At 63.6% G+C, this 17,229-nt stretch carries 14 protein-coding genes; 13 read left to right on the forward strand and 1 reads right to left on the reverse strand.

Annotated features, from left to right (window positions below; genetic code table 11):
- The first annotated feature begins 1 nt into the window (after position 1).
- Complete coding sequence (locus FJ957_RS03095; RefSeq protein WP_140828401.1) at positions 2-2,281, forward strand: xanthine dehydrogenase family protein molybdopterin-binding subunit; 2,280 nt, start codon at positions 2-4, stop codon at positions 2,279-2,281.
- A gap of 252 nt (positions 2,282-2,533) precedes the next feature.
- On the opposite strand, the gene FJ957_RS03100 is transcribed toward FJ957_RS03095, so the two are convergent.
- Positions 2,534-4,987, reverse strand: a complete 2,454-nt coding sequence (locus tag FJ957_RS03100) for a membrane-bound PQQ-dependent dehydrogenase, glucose/quinate/shikimate family (protein WP_140828403.1) — start codon at positions 4,985-4,987, stop codon at positions 2,534-2,536.
- A 196-nt stretch (positions 4,988-5,183) separates the two neighbouring features.
- On the opposite strand from FJ957_RS03100, the gene FJ957_RS03105 reads away from it, so the two are divergent.
- Genes FJ957_RS03105 through FJ957_RS03160 form a run of 12 tightly spaced genes read left to right on the forward strand, consistent with a single transcriptional unit; the run spans position 5,184 to position 16,974 of the window.
- Positions 5,184-5,840: a cytochrome c3 family protein gene (locus tag FJ957_RS03105; RefSeq protein ID WP_246685757.1), complete on the forward strand. Its 657-nt coding sequence runs from the start codon at positions 5,184-5,186 to the stop codon at positions 5,838-5,840.
- A complete protein-coding gene (locus FJ957_RS03110; protein ID WP_140828407.1) occupies positions 5,824-8,799 on the forward strand; it encodes a TAT-variant-translocated molybdopterin oxidoreductase in 2,976 nt (991 codons plus the stop codon). Before FJ957_RS03105 ends, FJ957_RS03110 begins: the two co-directional genes overlap by 17 nt.
- Positions 8,792-10,150, forward strand: a complete 1,359-nt coding sequence (gene nrfD / locus FJ957_RS03115; protein ID WP_140828409.1) for an NrfD/PsrC family molybdoenzyme membrane anchor subunit — start codon at positions 8,792-8,794, stop codon at positions 10,148-10,150. Before FJ957_RS03110 ends, nrfD begins: the two co-directional genes overlap by 8 nt.
- Positions 10,147-10,674, forward strand: a complete 528-nt coding sequence (locus FJ957_RS03120; protein ID WP_140828411.1) for a DUF3341 domain-containing protein — start codon at positions 10,147-10,149, stop codon at positions 10,672-10,674. The genes nrfD and FJ957_RS03120 overlap by 4 nt, the downstream gene beginning before the upstream one ends.
- Positions 10,671-11,213, forward strand: a complete 543-nt coding sequence (locus tag FJ957_RS03125; protein WP_140828413.1) for a cytochrome c — start codon at positions 10,671-10,673, stop codon at positions 11,211-11,213. Before FJ957_RS03120 ends, FJ957_RS03125 begins: the two co-directional genes overlap by 4 nt.
- The gene (locus FJ957_RS03130; protein ID WP_140828414.1) at positions 11,210-12,322 is read left to right on the forward strand and encodes a hypothetical protein; all 1,113 of its coding nucleotides are present in this window, start codon (positions 11,210-11,212) and stop codon (positions 12,320-12,322) included. Before FJ957_RS03125 ends, FJ957_RS03130 begins: the two co-directional genes overlap by 4 nt.
- Positions 12,315-12,761 (forward strand): hypothetical protein, encoded by a 447-nt coding sequence (locus FJ957_RS03135; protein ID WP_140652667.1) that lies wholly within the window; start codon positions 12,315-12,317, stop codon positions 12,759-12,761. The genes FJ957_RS03130 and FJ957_RS03135 overlap by 8 nt, the downstream gene beginning before the upstream one ends.
- Positions 12,758-13,510 carry an SCO family protein gene (locus FJ957_RS03140; protein WP_140828416.1) on the forward strand — a complete coding sequence of 251 codons (753 nt, stop codon included), beginning with the start codon at positions 12,758-12,760 and terminating at the stop codon, positions 13,508-13,510. Before FJ957_RS03135 ends, FJ957_RS03140 begins: the two co-directional genes overlap by 4 nt.
- On the forward strand, positions 13,507-14,460 hold the full coding sequence (coxB, locus tag FJ957_RS03145; RefSeq protein ID WP_140828418.1) for a cytochrome c oxidase subunit II: 954 nt from the start codon (positions 13,507-13,509) through the stop codon (positions 14,458-14,460). Before FJ957_RS03140 ends, coxB begins: the two co-directional genes overlap by 4 nt.
- Complete coding sequence (gene ctaD, locus FJ957_RS03150) at positions 14,457-16,097, forward strand: cytochrome c oxidase subunit I (protein ID WP_140828420.1); 1,641 nt, start codon at positions 14,457-14,459, stop codon at positions 16,095-16,097. The genes coxB and ctaD overlap by 4 nt, the downstream gene beginning before the upstream one ends.
- The gene (locus FJ957_RS03155) at positions 16,094-16,729 is read left to right on the forward strand and encodes a cytochrome c oxidase subunit 3 (protein WP_140828421.1); all 636 of its coding nucleotides are present in this window, start codon (positions 16,094-16,096) and stop codon (positions 16,727-16,729) included. Before ctaD ends, FJ957_RS03155 begins: the two co-directional genes overlap by 4 nt.
- A complete protein-coding gene (locus FJ957_RS03160) occupies positions 16,726-16,974 on the forward strand; it encodes a cytochrome C oxidase subunit IV family protein (protein WP_140828423.1) in 249 nt (82 codons plus the stop codon). The genes FJ957_RS03155 and FJ957_RS03160 overlap by 4 nt, the downstream gene beginning before the upstream one ends.
- Positions 16,975-17,229: the final 255 nt, after the last annotated feature.

Below are 17,229 nucleotides of genomic sequence, written 5' to 3' on the forward strand. Positions count from 1 at the left end.
CATGGACGCTACCGCTCCAAGACCCAAGGACAATCAGGGCGAACCGCTGCCGCGTGTCGATGGACGGCTGAAAGTCACTGGCCAGGCCCATTACCCGGCCGATCTGCCGACCGCCAACATTGCCTATGGCGCGTTGGCCACAAGCAGCATCGCGAAGGGGAAGGTGACGAAGCTTCATCTCGACGATGCCCGCGCCGTGCCGGGGCTGCTCGATATCGTGACCTACGGCGATATGGACAAGGTCGAGAGGCCCAAATTCGGCAATTCCGGCGCGACGTCTGTGGGACCTTTGCATGACCGGACCATTTTCCATGATGGGCAAATTATCGCGCTCGCCGTTGCCGAGACATTCGAGGCGGCCGAAGAGGCGGCGCAACTGATCCGCGCCGAGTATGAAGACGAGAAGCCGACCGCGACCTTCGACTCCCCGGGTACGACGACTATTCCCGCCGCCGGCAAGAGTCCTCTGTTCAAGGAAGACGTGAAGGCCGGCGATTTCGACGCCGCCTATGCCCACGCCGCGGTCAAGATCGATCAGCGCTATTCGACACCCACTCAGCATCACAACCCGATCGAGCTGTTCTCGACCACAGCGTTGTGGCAAGGCGACCAGCTTGTCGTGCACGAGCCATCGCAGAACGTGACCGGCTGGAAGGTGGAGCTTGCCCGGCAGTTGAAGATGGACCCCGCGAAGGTTCGCATCGTCAGCCCATTCATCGGCGGCGCTTTCGGGTCGAAGGGGCCGATGACGCCGCGCACGGCAATCGTCGCGGTGGCCGCAAAGCGCCTTGGCCGTCCGGTGCGCTGCGTGACCAGCCGCATGCAGGCCTTCGGCACCCAGACCTATCGGGCTGAAACCAGACATCGCATTCGGATCGGCGCCGGCAAGGACGGCCGCATCACCGCCTTCGCGCATGAGGGCTGGGAAGTGACGTCGCGTCCGGATCCCTATGTCGTCGGCGGCACATCGGCGACCGGTCGCATGTATGATTATGGCTCCGTTCTAACTCACGTGTCGCTGGTGCAGACGGACCGCAACACGCCGGGGTACATGCGTTCGCCGCCCGAGACGCCCTATGTCTACGCGCTGGAAAACGCCATGGACGAGATGGCCGTGGCGCTTGGCATGGATCCAGTCGAGTTCCGCCGCATCAACGAGCCCAAGGTGGAGCCGATCGGCAAGAAGCCGTTCTCCAGCCGCTCGCTGATCCAATGCTACGACCAGGCAGCGGAGGCCTTCGGATGGGCCAAGCGCAATCCGAAGATCGGCGCGATGCGCGAAGGCGACTGGTTGGTCGGCATGGGTTGCGCAACGGCGATTTACCCAACGGCCGTCGCGCCATGCGCGGCGCGGGTGCGCCTTACCGTCGACGGCGATGTGCGGCTGCAATGCGGTTCGCACGAGATCGGCACCGGCGTGCGCACCGTGGCCGCTCAGATGGCTTCCGAGCGGCTCGGCGTCAGCATCGCACAGATCAGCGTCGAAATGGGCGATAGCAGCCTGCCTCCCGCGCCTGTCTCAGGCGGCTCGATTTCCACGGCAAGCGTCTGTTCGGCGGTGCTGAAGGCCTGCGATGCTATCCGCACCAAGCTTTACGAAGCGGCGACCGCGGAAGGCGCCCCGCTGGCCGGATCGCATAACGAGGAATTTGAGCTTACTGACGGAAAGATCGTGGCCAAGAGCGGTGCCTTCGCGAAGGTCGAGGACGTCTTTAAGGCCATGCAGGTTGGCGCGATCGAGGAATATGCCGAGTTCGCGCCCAAGGGCGCGACGCCGGAGGCACTGAAGAAGCTCTATGCCGGGATGCCGGAATTCCACGGTGGCGAGCAGGACAAGGATTCGGTGAAATATGCCTTCGGCGCCGAGTTCGTCGAAGTTCGCATCAACCGCTACACCAGGGAAATCCGCGTGCCGCGCATTGTCGGCGCATTCGCGGCCGGTCGCATCATGAACACGCGCACGGCGCGAAGCCAGTTGATGGGCGGCATGATCTGGGGCATCGGCCAGGCGCTGCACGAAGCGACCGAAGTCGACCGGCGCTACGCCCGCTATGTGAATCGCGACCTGCAGGACTATCTTGTGCCCGTCAACGCCGACATCAAGGACCTGCAGGTGATCCTGGTTCCGGAGGTCGACCATGCGGTCAACCCGGCCGGCGTCAAAGGCCTCGGCGAACTCGGCAATGTCGGCACGGCCGCCGCCGTCGCCAGTGCGGTCTACCACGCCACCGGCAAGCGCATCCGCGATCTGCCGATCAGAATTGAGCAGTTGCTTACCTGAGCAGGCCCCACGGCGAACACGCATAGATATCTCCTTGACAGGAGAGGCCCATGTTTCACATCGGCATGTGGATGCTGCCCATTGCGGGCATACCTCTGATCCTCCTTCTAATCTGGATGTATTTCCTTGCCAGGCGCCGAAGCCGACGGCTGGCGGAGCGGAGGGGTCGGCCGACACAGCTGACGGAGCGGCGGCGGCGCACTGACTTGGAAAGCTGAGACACGGAAAGCTAAAGGCCGGTTGCCTGACCCTTCAACCCGCCGGTAACGCGTAGGCGATGACTTCATCGCCGACCTTGGTCTCCATGAAATGATGGCCGCCGGGCGCGATGACGATGTATTGCCTGCCATCGACCTCATAGGTCATCGGCGTCGTCTGGCCACCTGCGGGAAGATCGGCTTGCCAGACCTGTCTGCCGGTCTTGATGTCGATCGCGCGCAACTTGTCGTCGGTAGTCGCGGCAATGAAGATCAGGCCGCCGGCCGTCACCAGGGGGCCGCCGTTGTTCGGGGTTCCGATGGTAAGCGGCAGCATGGAGGGAATGCCGAATGGTCCGTTATTGTCGGCGCTGCCGAACGGCTCGTCCCACAGCGTCTTGCCGGTCTTGAGGTCGATGGCGCGGATGTGGCCGTAAGGCGGCTTCGAGCACAGCAGCCCTGTGGGCAGGCGCCAACCGGCATTGACGGCGATGGCGTATGGCGATCCGGCCTGAGGGTCGCCGATGTCCTTGGCTTTCTTCGAACTGCCGCCCTTGTCGATCGGCCTGAAGCCCATCTGGTCCGCCTTCTCGCGCGGAATGAGCTGATTGAAATTAGGCATGTCGTTGTAATTGGCGATCAACACGCCGCTGTCGGTATCGACAGCGACGCTGCCCCAGTCAGAGCCGCCATTGTAGCCGGGATATTCGATGAAGGGCCGGTCGACCGTCGGCGGGGTGTACTCGCCCTGATAGGAGGCGCGATGGAACTGGATGCGGCAGTAAAGCTGGTCCAGCGGGCTCATGCCCCACATGTCTTTCTCGGTCAGCACCGGTTGGTCGAGATGCGCGTAGCCTGAATAGGGCTGCGTCTTGGAGAGCTTGTCCGGTTCGACGCCGCCGGAAGGCACATTGCGCTCCTCGACCGGGAAGAGCGGCTTGCCGGTCTTACGGTCGAGCACGTATATCTGGCCCTGCTTGCTGGGCACGATGATGGCGGCGATCTTGCCGGTCACCGTCGGGAAATCGACGAGCGTCGGCTGTGAGCCGAGGTCGTAGTCCCAAAGGTCGTGATGCACCGTCTGGAAATGCCAGACCGGCTTGCCCGTGGTGACATCGACGGCGACGATCGATGAGTTGAACTCGTTTTCGAAATCCTTGCGGTCGACACCGTAATAATCGACGGCGGCGTTGCCGAGCGGCAGGTAGACATAACCGAGCTGCGAATCGGCTGCGGCGACGGTCCACATGTTTGGGGTGCCACGCGTGTAGGTGTCGCCGGCAGGCGGCGCGCCGGTGCGGTCGGGATGTCCCATGTCCCATGCCCAGGCGAGCTTGCCGGTGGTGGCGTCATAGCCGCGGACGACGCCCGAAGGCGCGTTCTCTGCCTGACCGTCCTTGACCTGCGCGCCGACCACGGCAATCCCGCGCACGATCGTCGGCGGCGCGGTGACAGAATACCAACCGGGTACCGTCTCGCCGATGCCTTGCGTGAGGTCGACGACGCCCTGCTGGCCGAAGTCCGTACAGGGTTTGCCGGTCTTGGCATCGATGGCGATCAGGCGCGCGTCCAGTGTTCCGATGAGAATCCTTGTCGCGCAGGCTTGATCCGCCTTGGCGCCCGGCACGGCGAAATAGGCAACACCGCGACAGCTCGCGCCATAGGGTATGGCGTCGTCGGGGACCTTCGGGTCGTAACGCCATTCTTCCTTGCCGCTGCGGGCATCGGCGGAAATGACGATGTCCTTGGCCGAGCAGGCATAGAGATGGCCGCCGATCTCGAGCGGCGTGTTTTCGGGCGAGTAGAGGTCCTTGGTCGCTTCGTTCGGCATGTCGCCGGTGTGGAAGGACCAGGCGCGGGTAAGCTTGGAAACGTTGGCTGCGGTGATCTGGTTGAGCGGAGAGTAGCGTGTCCCCAATTCCGATCCGCCATAGACCGGCCAGTCATTGCCGGCCTGGTGGGTCGCGGTGTCCTGCGAGGCTGGCGCTCCGTTCGGCGCGGGCTGCACGGCAGGCGCCGGCGGTTGCGCCGGTGACTGCGCCAAGGCATCGATGTGCAGGAAGCCGAACGCGCCCAGCGCAATGACCGGCAGCAGCAGGCTTGTCACATAGGCGGCGTTCCTGCGGGCTCGGCTGCCGATGTCGCGGAAGGCCGGAACGGCAAGTAGGACGAAGATGAGGATGATCGTGGGAGCCAAGACGCGCGGCATCAGCGCCCAGCTGTCGAGACCGACCTCCCAATAGGCCCAGGCAAGCGTTGCGAGCCATGTCAGGACGTAAAGCCAGACACCGGCCATATTTCCTGCGAGCAGCAGAATGCCCGCGAGCAGCAATGCGATGCCGGCGGGCAGATAATACCAGGAGCCGCCGAGCGCGATGAGCCAGGCGCCACCGCAACCGATCAGCAGGCCGAGAACGGCCAATAGGATGCCAACCAGCGCTCTCCACCAGTAGGCGACACCGCGATGGCGCAGAGGACGATGGGGGTTGTTTGCGGCGGCGTCGGTCATGGCATTTTCCAGCGTGAAACAGATCGTGATATCTGGCGAACGCATGCAGCCGGCTGTGGTTGCGGATTAAATTCGGGACACGCCGTCGCTGCCGGTCACCATTCTGTGATCCTTTCGCGGCTTCGGAACCTTCGTGGCGAAAGCACCGTTAGGTGTCGTCAACTCTGAGTTTGCCTTCAGCAGAATCGGCGAGGGGATGCCGCAGATCTTCTCGAAAAACGCCAATGGCGTTGCGCGCTTTGTCATCTGGGGAAGCTGTGCCGTTCTGCTGATCGCCGCCGCGATCGGGACAATTCTTCCCCGTTCGGACCTGGTAACGGGAGTAGGTGAGCCATTGGCGCAGCCGGTGCCGTTCAGTCACAAGCACCATGTCGGCCAACTCGGCATCGACTGCCGCTATTGCCATAACGGCGTCGAAACCTCGTCGTCAGCGGGTCTGCCGGCGACCGAGGTCTGCATGACCTGTCATTCGCAGCTTTTCACCAACGCGGCGATGTTGGCGCCGGTACGCACAAGCCTTGCCAGCGGCAAGCCGATCGAATGGCAGCGCGTCAACAGCGTGCCCGATTTCGCTTTCTTCAATCACGCCATCCACATCAACAAGGGCGTCGCTTGCGAAACCTGCCATGGCGAGGTCGACCGGATGCCGCTGACGATGCGGGCGCATACGCTGAGCATGGAATGGTGCCTCGGCTGTCATCGCAATCCCGGTCCCAATCTGCGTCCGCCGCGGGACGTGTTCCTGACGCACTGGCAGCCACCTGAGGACATCGCCGAGATCAGGCGACAGCTGATCGGCATGCTCGACATCCATCCCGAGACGATGACGGATTGCTATGTCTGCCATCGCTGACGACAGGCATGGTCCCGCCATCGACATTGCGGCTCTTCGTAAGCGGCTGACGAGCGGCCGCGACATGTGGCGCAGCCTCGACGAGATTGCCGGCACCGTGGAATTCCGGCGCTTCGTCGAAGCCGAATTTCCGGCGATTGCCGAACGTCTGCCGGCAAGGCCAAACCGGCGCACGCTGCTGAAGCTGATGGGCGCTTCGCTGTCGCTTGCCGGGCTGGCCGCCTGCAGCAGGGCGGAAAGCATTGTGCCCTATGTGCGCCAGCCGGAAATGCTGACCCCCGGCAAACCCGCCCATTACGCGACCGCACTGTCCAGTGACGGCTTCGGCATCGGCGCGATCGTCGAAAGCCATGAAGGGCGGCCGACCAAGGTGGAGGGCAATCCCGACCATCCGGCGTCGCGCGGCGCAACCGACGCTGTGATGCAAGCGGCAGTGCTGACGCTGTTCGACCCTGATCGCTCGCGCACCCCGCTCAAGGATGGACAGCCGGCATCCTATGGCGATTTCCTCAGGGACATGGCGGCGCTCGTCTCGCGATGGGCGGCATCGCAAGGGCAGGGCGGAGCGCTGCTGGTTGAAGCGACTACCTCGCCGACTCTTGCGGCGCAGATCGATGCGCTGCGGGCGCGCCATCCAAAACTAAAAATCTACCGCCACGACCCGCTTGCAACTCCGGCGGCGGGGGAGGCGGCGCATGCCCTGTTCGGATCGGCGCTGACACCGGTCTACCGCTTCGATCGTGCCGGAACGATCGTCAGCCTGGATGGCGATTTTCTCGGCGAAGGCCCTGGGCGGCTGGCCTATGCGCGCGACTTCGCCGCGCGCCGACGTGTGCGCAGCCCGAACGACCGGATGAGCCGGCTCTATGCGGTGGAATCGACGCCGACGATCACCGGCGCGGCGGCCGACCATCGCCTTGCGGTCAGGCCGAGCGAGATCGAAGCTGTGGCCGCCGGCCTTCATGCAATGTTGGAAAACCAGGCCGGTGCTTCTGCACCGCCAATCGACCAGACCTGGATGACTGCGCTGGTCGGTGATCTGAAGGCCGCCGGCCGCAGCGCGCTGGTCGTGCCGGGTGCGCATCAGAGCGCGTTCGTTCACGCTGCCGCGTTTGCCGCCAATGCTAGCCTTGGTGCGCTCGGCAATACGGTGGAGCTTATCGAGGCGCCGGATGCGCTGCAGGTCGATGGTGATCTGGAGGCGATGTGCGAAGCGATCGGCCACGGGGCGATAGCCACGGTCGTCGTGCTGGGCGCAAACCCGTTGCACACCGCGCCGGCGGGCCTCGATATGCTCAAGGCGTTCTCCGGCCTGAAGCTGATTGTCCATCACGGGCTCTACCGCGGCGAGACGGCATTCCTGGCGCATTGGCACGTGCCGGCGGCGCATGAACTCGAGAGCTGGAGCGACATCCGAGCCTATGACGGCACGGCCTCGCTGGTGCAGCCGCTGATCAGGCCGCTTTACGATGGCAAGACCGTACATGAACTGCTTGCTTTGCTTGGCGGCCAGTTCGAGACCGATCCGCTGTCGCTTGTCCGGCAGCATTGGGCAGAGCTCGATGATGACGCGTGGAGAAAGGCTCTGGGCGACGGCGTCATAGCGAACAGTGCCGCCAGGCCGGTGTCCGTCACAGTGCCGCCGGACCTGGCCGGGCTGAAGCCGGCGGCAGACGCAGGGAGCGGCATCGATATCCGCTTCGTCGCTGATCCCTGGCTGCGTGATGGGCGTTTCGCCAACGCTTCATGGCTGCAGGAGCTGCCGCGACCGCTGACCAAGATCGTGTGGGGCAATGCTGCGCTCATATCGCCCGCCACTGCCGAGCGACTGAAGATCGAAAACGGCGATGTCATCAATGTCGCCTCAAATGGCGCGGACGTCGATGCGCCGGCCTGGATCGCGCCCGGCCATCCGGACGAAACGATAACGCTTTCCTTTGGCTTCGGGCGAAAGGTCGGTTCCGTTGCCGCGCTGTCGGAAGGCTACGACGCCTTCCATTTGCGCCGTGGTTCGGAGTGGATCGCGAGCGGTGCGGCCGTCGCGCGCCGCAAGAACAGCATGCGCGTCATCACCACACAGCTTCACCAGGCGATGGAAGGCCGCGCTATCGTGCGCCATGCCGCGCTCGACGCATTCCGGCAGAATCCAGATTTCGTGCGCAAGGATGCGCCGCCGACCCCAACGGAATCGCTTTATCCCGAATGGTGCTACGACCAGGAAGCCTGGGCGATGGCGATCGACCTATCCGCCTGCATCGGCTGCATGGCCTGCGTTTCGGCCTGCCAGGCCGAGAACAACATTGCGCCGGTCGGGCCGGAGGAATGCGAGCGCGGCCACGAGATGCACTGGCTGCGGATCGACCGCTACTATGCCGGGCCGGTCGATGCGCCTGAGACCTTTTTCCAGCCGGTGCCTTGCATGCATTGCGAGAAGGCGCCTTGCGAAGTGGTGTGCCCGGTCAACGCCACCGTGCATACGCATGACGGGTTGAACGCGCAGGTCTACAACCGCTGCATCGGCACGCGCTATTGCTCGCAGAACTGCCCCTACAAGGTGCGGCGCTTCAACTTCCTCGACCACCAGTCGTTCGACAAGGACGAAGCTGGGCCGGAGCAGGGCGTGCACAATCCGAACGTCAGCGTGCGCTCGCGCGGCGTGATGGAGAAATGCACCTACTGCGTCCAGCGCATCAGCGCCAAGCGCATCCAGGCGCAGATCGAAAATCGCGACATCGCCGATGGCGAAGTGGTCACCGCCTGCCAACAGGCCTGCCCAACCCAGGCCATCACGTTCGGTGATCGCAACAGGAAAGAGGCAAAGGTCGTTCGGGAGAAAAGCGCGCCGCAGAACTACGCGCTGCTGGAGGAGCTGAACACACGGCCGCGCACCTCCTATCTCGGCAAAATCTCCAATCCGAACGGCAGGCTTGCCAGACCAAGCGAGGCGACCGATGGCTGAAGCCGGCGCGAACAGCTCGGCTGTCCTGCGCGGCCGTCACGACTTTCCCGAGATCAGTGGGCGCATCGGCTCGATCGTGCTCAACGGCCGCCTGCCGCGTCATTTCTGGACGGCGTTCTTCCTTTGCTTCCTGCTCGTCCTGCTGCTGCTCTACTCGATCACTTACCTGATCGCCGTCGGTGTCGGCGCCTATGGTATCGACATTCCGGTGGCCTGGGGCACGATGATCTCCAACTTCGTCTGGTGGATCGGCATCGGCCATGCCGGTACGTTGATCTCGGCTGTGCTCCTGCTGTTACGCCAGCCATGGCGCGCCTCGATCAACCGCTTCGCCGAAGCCATGACGCTGTTCGCCGTCGCCATGGCGGGATTGTTTCCGATCCTGCATCTCGGCCGGCCGTGGTTCTTCTACTGGCTGCTGCCGCTGCCCAATGTGCATATGCACTGGCCGCAATGGCGCAGCCCGCTCGTCTGGGATTTCGCGGCGATCGCGACCTATGCGACCGTCTCGCTGCTCTTCTGGTATATGGGTCTGCTGCCGGATCTGGCGGTGCTGCGCGACCGGGCAAGGTCGAGGCCGGCGCAGCTCTTCTACGGCATATTGGCGCTTGGCTGGCGCGGCTCGGCCTATCATTGGTCGCGCTATCAGGTCGCCTATTTCCTGCTAGCCGCCCTGGCCACGCCGCTGGTCGTTTCGGTCCACTCGATCGTCTCGCTCGACTTCACCTTCGCCATCACGCCAGGCTACCACTCGACGATCTTCCCGCCCTATTTCGTCGCCGGCGCGCTGCTCTCCGGCTTCGCCATGGTGCTCACCATTGCCATTCCGCTGCGCTGGGCCTTTTCCGTCGAGGACCTGATCACGGTCAGGCATATGGACAATGCCGCCAAGCTGATGATCGCCGCCGGCATGGTCGTCGCCTATGGCTATGTCTCCGAAGCATTCTTCGCGTGGTATTCGGGCGAGCCCTACGAACGCGCCATGATGGCGCAGCGCGCGCTAGGTCCCTATGCGCCGCTGTTCTGGACGATGCTCGGCCTGAATTGCGGTGTGCTGCAACTGCTTTGGTTCAGACGCATCCGGCGCAACATGCCGCTGCTGTTTGCGATCGCCGTCGCCATCAATGTCGGCATGTGGATCGAACGCTACATCATCGTCGTGACGGGGCCGAGCCGCGACTACCTGCCGTCAGCATGGGGCGAGCAGTCGCTGACCTGGCTCGATTTCGGTATCCTGTTCGGCTCGATCGGCACTTTCTTCGCGCTGGTCTTCCTGTTCATCCGCATCCTGCCGGCGATCACCATCTTCGAGGTCGAGGAACTGGCCGAGGAGGAGGGCAAGCTCAGATGAGCCTCTACGGTCTCGTGGCGGTGTTTGCCGATCCCGAAGCGCTTGTCGAGGCAGCCCGCGGCATGCGCGGGCGCGGCTACCGGCGCATGGATGCGTTCTCGCCGTTTCCGCTGAAGGAACTGGATGAGATACTGGAAATCCGCGCCACGCGCCTGCCTTGGGCCGTGCTCGCCGGCGGGATCGCCGGTGCCGCTCTTGTCTATGCGCTGATCTGGTACTCCGTCGAGGTCGATTATCCCATCAATGTCGGCGGCCGGCCGCTGCATTCCTGGCCGCCTTTCGTGGTCATCGCCTTCGAGGCCGGCATCCTCGGCGCCGCCTTTGCCGGCTTTCTGGGTGTGCTGGCGGCCAATGGGCTGCCCCGCTACCATCATCCGGTTTTCAACGCCAAGAGCTTCAGCTACGCGCGCGGCGGCAAGTTCTATCTTCTGATCGAAGCGGCCGATCCGAAATATCGCAAGGGCGTGACCAGGGGCCAACTGACGCGGCTCGGCGCCGAGACGGTCGAGGAGGTCGAAGCGTGAGCCGTCTCGGCCTAACGCTTCTGCTCGGTGCGCTAGCGGTCGCCGGCTGCCGGCAGGACATGGAGGACCAGCCGCGCTACGATCCGTTGGAGGCGAGCAACCAATTCGCCGACGGCATGTCGGCACGCACGCCGGTGACTGGTACTGTCACCCGCAACAGCGATCTTTCCCCGGTCCCGGATAAAATCCCCTATCCGATCACGATCGATCTGCTGCAGCGCGGCCAGCAGCGTTTCGATATTTTCTGCTCGCCTTGCCATGGCCGCGCCGGCGACGGCCACGGCATGATCGTCCAGCGCGGCTTTCCGGCGCCGCCGAGCTACCATCAGGATGCGCTGCGCAAAGCCTCGGACCGGCACTTCTACGACGTCATCACCAACGGCTATGGCGCCATGTATTCCTATGCGGCGCGGGTGCCGCCACAGGACCGCTGGGCGATCGTCGCCTATATCCGCGCGCTGCAATATTCGCGAGCCGCCCCAGTCGCCGAACTTCCGCAAAGCCTGCGCGCGCGGCTTGAAGCGGAGGCTTCGCCGTGAGCCGCGTTGAGCAGCGTTTTTTGGCGGTCGGCATCGCGGGACTTGTTCTTTGCGTTCTTGGCGCATCGCTCGATGCCAAAGCGATGCTGGGCGCCTGGGTCGCGGCAGCTATCTTCGCGATCAGCCTGCCGCTCGGCGCGCTGACCATATTGATGGTGCACGGGCTGACCGGCGGACGCTGGGGCGAGGCGGTCCGCCAGCCTTTGCGGGTCATGATCGCGATGCTGCCATTTGCGCTCATCTTGCTCCTGCCGGTGCTGATGAGACTCGACCTTATCTTCCCATGGGCCGGCGCGGATTCCGCGATGCTTTCTGAGAAGGTTCGAGAGAAGCTTGCTTATCTCAACGTGCCGTTCTTCCTGCTGCGCTTCGCTGTCTGCGCGGCGATCTGGCTCGTTCTCACATGGGTGATGCTCGGCTCGACTTCAGAGGATTCCGAGAAAGCTGGCAACGGGAGGAAATATGCTCTTGGCCTGATCCTCCACGCGCTTGCCGTCAGCGTCTTTGCCATCGACTGGATGCTTTCGATCGAGCCGGAATTCACCTCGACCATCTATGCGCTTTGTGAGGCCTCCGCCGAAGTCGTCGGAGCTTTCGCCCTGGCGATCCTTGTGCTGGCCGCAAGACGGGCAGTGGAGGTCATACCCGGTGGTGAGGAAGATGTCGCGCTTAGCGAGGACCTTGCCAACATGCAGGTGGGCTTCCTGCTGACCTGGATCTACCTCGTCTTCATGCAGTGGGTTGTCGTCTGGGGCGGCGACCTGCCCGATGAGATCGGGTGGTACATCATTCGCGCGACGGGGGGCTGGCGGTATCTGCTGTGGCTGCTGATTGCCTTGCAGGCGGCTGCGTTCACAGGCTCGCTCGGCCGACGGCTCAAGCGCAGCCATGACGGCCTGGTCTGGCTGACGGTGGCAGCTCTTGCAGGCCATTTCGCAGATGTGTTCTGGCGTATACGGCCACCGCTCTTTTCCGGCGGTCTGCTAGCGCTCTGGCATGATGCGGTCGCCTGGATGGGACTGGGTGGGCTGTGGCTTGCGCTGTTCCTCTTCCTGCTCCGCCGGCCAGACAGGATCGTCTGGTGGAGGCGGGAGGTCGCCCATGGCTAAGGCGCACCGCCATCCCGAGACGCGCGATGTCCAGCCGCGGGTACTGCTCGCTTTCGGTGGCGGGCTGCTGCTGTTCATCGCCTTGGCCGCGATCGGCATGAAGCTCGCCTTCAACACCACGCCGACATGGCTGCCGGTTCCGACGGAAACCAGTCCGGAAAGCCCCGATCTGCAGACCGCGCCAAGGCAGGACCTGGCAAGTCTTCGCGCCGAGGAGGATCGCCAGCTCAAAATGCTTGGCTGGGTCGACCGCAATGCCGGCATCGCCCGTATTCCGATCGACGACGCCATGTGGGCAATTGTCAGCAACGGTTTGCCGGATTGGTCGCAGCAGCGATCCGCGACGACTGGAGCCGATGACTGCGCCCTGGTCACAGCGGCCGTTCCCCGCGCTCCGCAGGCCCAGAATTGCCGACGGCAAAGCGGGGCAGGGCGATGAGAAGCTTGTTAGCCGCCCTTTGTCTATTCGTTGCCGGCGCGGCCCCTGCCGCCGAGCGACCGACATTCGATCCAAAGCTCGGCGCACAGCTGACGCTGGACCGCGAACTGATCGACGCCAGCGGCCGGAAGCTGACGCTGGGCGAAACGCTGGGCGGCCGTCCGGCGCTTGTCATCTTCGGCTACGACAAATGCCCGAACCTGTGCGGCGTCACCCAGCAGGCCGTTGCCTCCGACTTGAACAAGACATCGCTTCGGCCGGCAGACTACCGCGCGCTGTTCATCTCGATCGATCCCGAGGAGACCCCGGCCGACGCGGCCACGGCGCAAGATGACATCGCTTCCGCCGCCGGTCCGGCAGGCCTGCCCGCCTGGCGTTTCCTGACCGGCAGCGACGGCGCAGGCGCAGTGCTCGCGAACGAAGCCGGCATCACTTTCGACCGGCGCAAGGGCATCGATCAGTTCGTCCATCCGATCGCGGTCATAGCACTTACGCCGTCGGGCCGAATTTCACAGGTGCTGCCGGCGCTGACCTTCACGCCGCGCGATCTCAAGCTCGCGCTGGTCGAAGCGTCGGAGAACAGGCTCGGATCGAGCGCCGATCACATCTTCCTGCTCTGCGCCGGCTTCGACAGTTCGAAAGGCCAATACACGCCAACGATCTGGGCGGCGCTGAAAGTCGCGAGCCTGGCAACGCTGCTTGGCCTCGGCGCAACCGTTCTCTGGCAGAGCTGGGGGAGGGAAAGGTGAGCTTCGGCATTCCCTTCTTCCCCCAGGAGGCTTCCTCGGAAGCCGGCCAGGTCGATGCGCTGTTTTACACTTTGCTTGCTTTTTCCGTCGTTCTCGGACTGGCGCTGACCGGACTGGTCGTCGGCTACGCGGTGAAATACCGCGTCGGCTCAAAGGCGCATCGAACAGGCAAGCGTTCCCGCAGCCTGCCGCTGGAAATGAGCTGGACCGTCGCCAGTCTGATCGTCGCTTTCATCTTCTTCGGCTGGGGCGCGACGCTATTCGTTCGCCGCGACCATCCGCCGGCGGACGCGCTCGAGATCACCGGACTCGGCAAGCAATGGATGTGGGAGTTCAGGCAGCCGGGCGGCCAGCGCGAGATCAACGAATTGCATGTTCCCGTCGGCAAACCTGTCGTGGTGTCGCTCGCCTCACAGGACGTCATCCACTCCTTCTACGTGCCGGCGTTCCGTATCAAGCAGGATGCGGTGCCGGGCCGCACGACGCATATCTGGTTCATCGCCACCGAGCCAGGCCGCTACCACCTGTTCTGCGCCCAATATTGCGGCACGCAGCATTCCGAAATGGGCGGCTGGGTGACCGTGATGGCGCCCGAGCAATATGCCGCCTGGCTGAACAGCCAGGGCGAAGGCGAGACGCTTGCCGCGAGCGGCGAGAAACTGTTTCGCGCGCTGGGCTGCTCGGGCTGCCATGGCGCGAGCAGCAAGGTGCGGGCGCCGTCGCTTGACGGCATCTTCGGCCGGCCGGTGGCGCTCGACAACCAGCAGACGGTGATCGCCGACGAGCGTTATCTGCGCGACTCCATCCTCAATCCGAAGAAGGAAATCGCGGCGGGCTATGAACCGGTCATGCCGAGCTTCGACGGCTTGATCGACGAAGGCGAACTTCAGATGCTGCTCGCTTATCTGAAGTCGCTTTCGCGTCAACCAACGGCTGGAGCCAAGCCATGACCAACGCGGCGATGCAGGGCACGTATTTGGGGGAGGGGAGCGGGCCTCGCGCTTGGCTGCTGACCACCGACCACAAGCGCGTTGCATGGCTCTACCTGATCTCGCTGACTGCCTTCTTCTTCCTCGGCGGCGCCATGGCGGTGCTGATGCGCGTCGAGCTGGCGACACCGGCGGGCGACCTCGTCTCCGACGATGTTTACAACCGGCTGTTCTCGCTGCACGGCATCATCATGGTCTGGTTCTTCCTGGTGCCGTCGATCCCGGCGACACTGGGCAATTTCCTTTTGCCGCTGATGATCGGCGCGCGCGACCTCGCGTTCCCGCGGCTGAACCTCGCCAGCTGGTATGTCTTCATCTTCGGCAGCTTGTTCGCGCTGTTTGCGGTGGTGGCCGGCGGCGTCGACACCGGCTGGACCTTCTACACGCCGCTGTCGACGCTCTATGCCAATGGCTGGGTCTCGACCGCGGCCTTCGGCGTCTTCATCGTCGGCTTCTCGACGATCATGACGGGCATCAACTTCATCGTCAGCGTGCACACGCTGCGCGCGCCGGGGCTCACCTGGTTTCGCCTGCCGATCTTCGTCTGGACGCTCTACGCCACCAGCCTGGTCATGGTGCTGGCAACCCCGGTGCTGGCCGCCTCGCTGATCCTGATCGTGCTGGAGCGCGTCTTCGGCATCGGCATCTTCAATCCCGATCTCGGCGGTGATCCGCTGCTCTTCCAGCATCTCTTCTGGTTCTACTCGCATCCAGCCGTCTACATCATGATCCTGCCCGGCATGGGCGTGGTGTCGGAAGTTCTGCCCTGTTTCAGCCGCCGGCCGCTGTTCGGTTACAAGGCGGTGGCGATCTCGTCGATGGCGATCGCGGTCTTCGGCTTCCTGGTGTGGGGACACCACATGTTCGTCAGCGGGCAGTCGGCCTATGCCGGCGTGGTGTTCTCGTTCCTGTCCTTCTGCGTCGCGATCCCGTCGGCGATCAAAGTCTTCAACTGGAGCCTGACGCTGCGCAAGGGCGAGATCAGCTTCGAGACGCCGATGCTCTATGCGTTGTTTTTCCTGGGGCTGTTCACCTTCGGTGGATTGGCCGGGCTCTTCCTTGCGGCGCTGGCGGTCGATGTCCATGTCCACGACACCTATTTTGTCATCGCGCATTTCCACTACATCATGGTCGGCGGCATGGTGACGGCATACATGGCCGGCCTGCATTTCTGGTGGCCCAAGCTCACCGGCCGCATGTATTCGGAAACGGCGGGACGCATCGCGGCGACCGTCACCTTCATCGGCTTCAATCTGACCTTCTTCCCGCAATACGTGCTGGGATTCGACGGCATGCCGCGGCGCTACCATACCTATCCGCCGGAGTTCCAGTTCTGGAACGTGTTGTCCTCGGCTGGCGCCGTGGTGCTGGCGATCGGCTATTTGATGCCGTTGTTCTATCTCGGCTGGTCGCTGTTTCGCGGCGCCCGCGCGCCCGACAACCCGTGGAGCGCCACTGGGCTCGAGTGGCAGACGAGCTCGCCGCCGCCGCCGCATAATTTCGAAACCATGCCGGTCGTGACCAAGCCGGCCTACGCCTATGACATGAAGGGGCTCGAGCATGAGCGCTTCAGCCCGCACCGGGAGTCGGCGCAATGACCGGCACCGAAAGCATCGCTTTTGATACCCCTCAACGTGAACGGCGCGCCGACACTTTTGCCATGTGGGTGTTCATCGGCTCCGAGGCGATGCTGTTCGGCGCGATCTTCCTCGTCTTCCTCGTCGCCCATATCGATTTCGGCCCTGCCTTCGCGGCTGCCTCGAAACACCTTTCGCTGCCGCTCGGCACCTTCAACACGGCCATTCTGATCACCAGCAGCTTTACAATGGCGCTGGCCCATATGCTTGCGCTTCAGAGACGCTGGCGCGCAACAATCTGGGCGCTGGTCGCGACGGTGACGCTAGGCGCGTGCTTCCTGATCGTGAAAGGGATCGAATATGGCAAGGAGATTCACGAAGGACTGGCGCCGCTCCTTGGCCTGCCGTTCCGCTATGCCGGGCCGGATCCGGTCCACGCCGAATTCTTCTTCGGCCTCTATTTCGCAATGACCTCGCTGCATGCCCTGCACCTGATCGGCGGCATCGTCGTCATCGCCGGTATGGTCGCGCTCTGGCCGACGTCCAGCCCTGCCAACCGCCAGCGCCGGGTCGTAGCCGTCGGCCTCTACTGGCACTTCGTCGACATCATCTGGGTGTTCATGTTCCCTGTTCTTTACCTGATCAACCGATGAGCGAACTTCGCAAACTCACCTTTGGCTATCTCGGGCTGCTCGCGCTTCTGGCGCTGACGGTCGCCTCGTCCTTAATTAATCTCGGCGGCTTCAACGTCGCGCTCAACCTGACGATCGCTGCAGCGAAAGCGGCCCTGATTGCCCTGCTGTTCATGCATCTGACCGGGACGTTGCCTCGGCTTGCTGTCGCGGCCGCCGGGCTTTGGCTGATCATCCTATTCGGGTTGACGGTGATCGGCCGATAGCCGGAGCCGATTTCTAATCGGCGTATCGAATGCGAACGTCGGCTTCCAAGGCAAACGCTCACAAAGCCGCCAGTTTCGCCCCATTGCGGCCATGCTGGAACATGGGGTGGAGTGATAGACATGGCGTTACCGAGCGTTATCCGACGCTGGCATCATCGGGACGGATTTTCGATCCGGGAGATTGCACGGCGCACGGGATTGTCGCGGAACCCGATTCGCGAATACCTGCGATCCGACGAGTTGAGCCTCCGCTGC

This window comes from Mesorhizobium sp. B2-4-6 (genome assembly GCF_006442775.1).
Taxonomy (GTDB): Bacteria; Pseudomonadota; Alphaproteobacteria; order Rhizobiales; family Rhizobiaceae; genus Mesorhizobium.

Coding starts and splice junctions, on each gene's coding strand:
- FJ957_RS03095 (WP_140828401.1), top strand. CDS start 2: ATGGACGCTACCGCTCCAAGACCCAAGGACAATCAGGGCGAACCGCTG.
- FJ957_RS03100 (WP_140828403.1), bottom strand. CDS start 4,987: ATGACCGACGCCGCCGCAAACAACCCCCATCGTCCTCTGCGCCATCGC.
- FJ957_RS03105 (WP_246685757.1), top strand. CDS start 5,184: ATGCCGCAGATCTTCTCGAAAAACGCCAATGGCGTTGCGCGCTTTGTC.
- FJ957_RS03110 (WP_140828407.1), top strand. CDS start 5,824: ATGTCTGCCATCGCTGACGACAGGCATGGTCCCGCCATCGACATTGCG.
- nrfD (WP_140828409.1), top strand. CDS start 8,792: ATGGCTGAAGCCGGCGCGAACAGCTCGGCTGTCCTGCGCGGCCGTCAC.
- FJ957_RS03120 (WP_140828411.1), top strand. CDS start 10,147: ATGAGCCTCTACGGTCTCGTGGCGGTGTTTGCCGATCCCGAAGCGCTT.
- FJ957_RS03135 (WP_140652667.1), top strand. CDS start 12,315: ATGGCTAAGGCGCACCGCCATCCCGAGACGCGCGATGTCCAGCCGCGG.
- FJ957_RS03140 (WP_140828416.1), top strand. CDS start 12,758: ATGAGAAGCTTGTTAGCCGCCCTTTGTCTATTCGTTGCCGGCGCGGCC.
- ctaD (WP_140828420.1), top strand. CDS start 14,457: ATGACCAACGCGGCGATGCAGGGCACGTATTTGGGGGAGGGGAGCGGG.
- FJ957_RS03155 (WP_140828421.1), top strand. CDS start 16,094: ATGACCGGCACCGAAAGCATCGCTTTTGATACCCCTCAACGTGAACGG.
- FJ957_RS03160 (WP_140828423.1), top strand. CDS start 16,726: ATGAGCGAACTTCGCAAACTCACCTTTGGCTATCTCGGGCTGCTCGCG.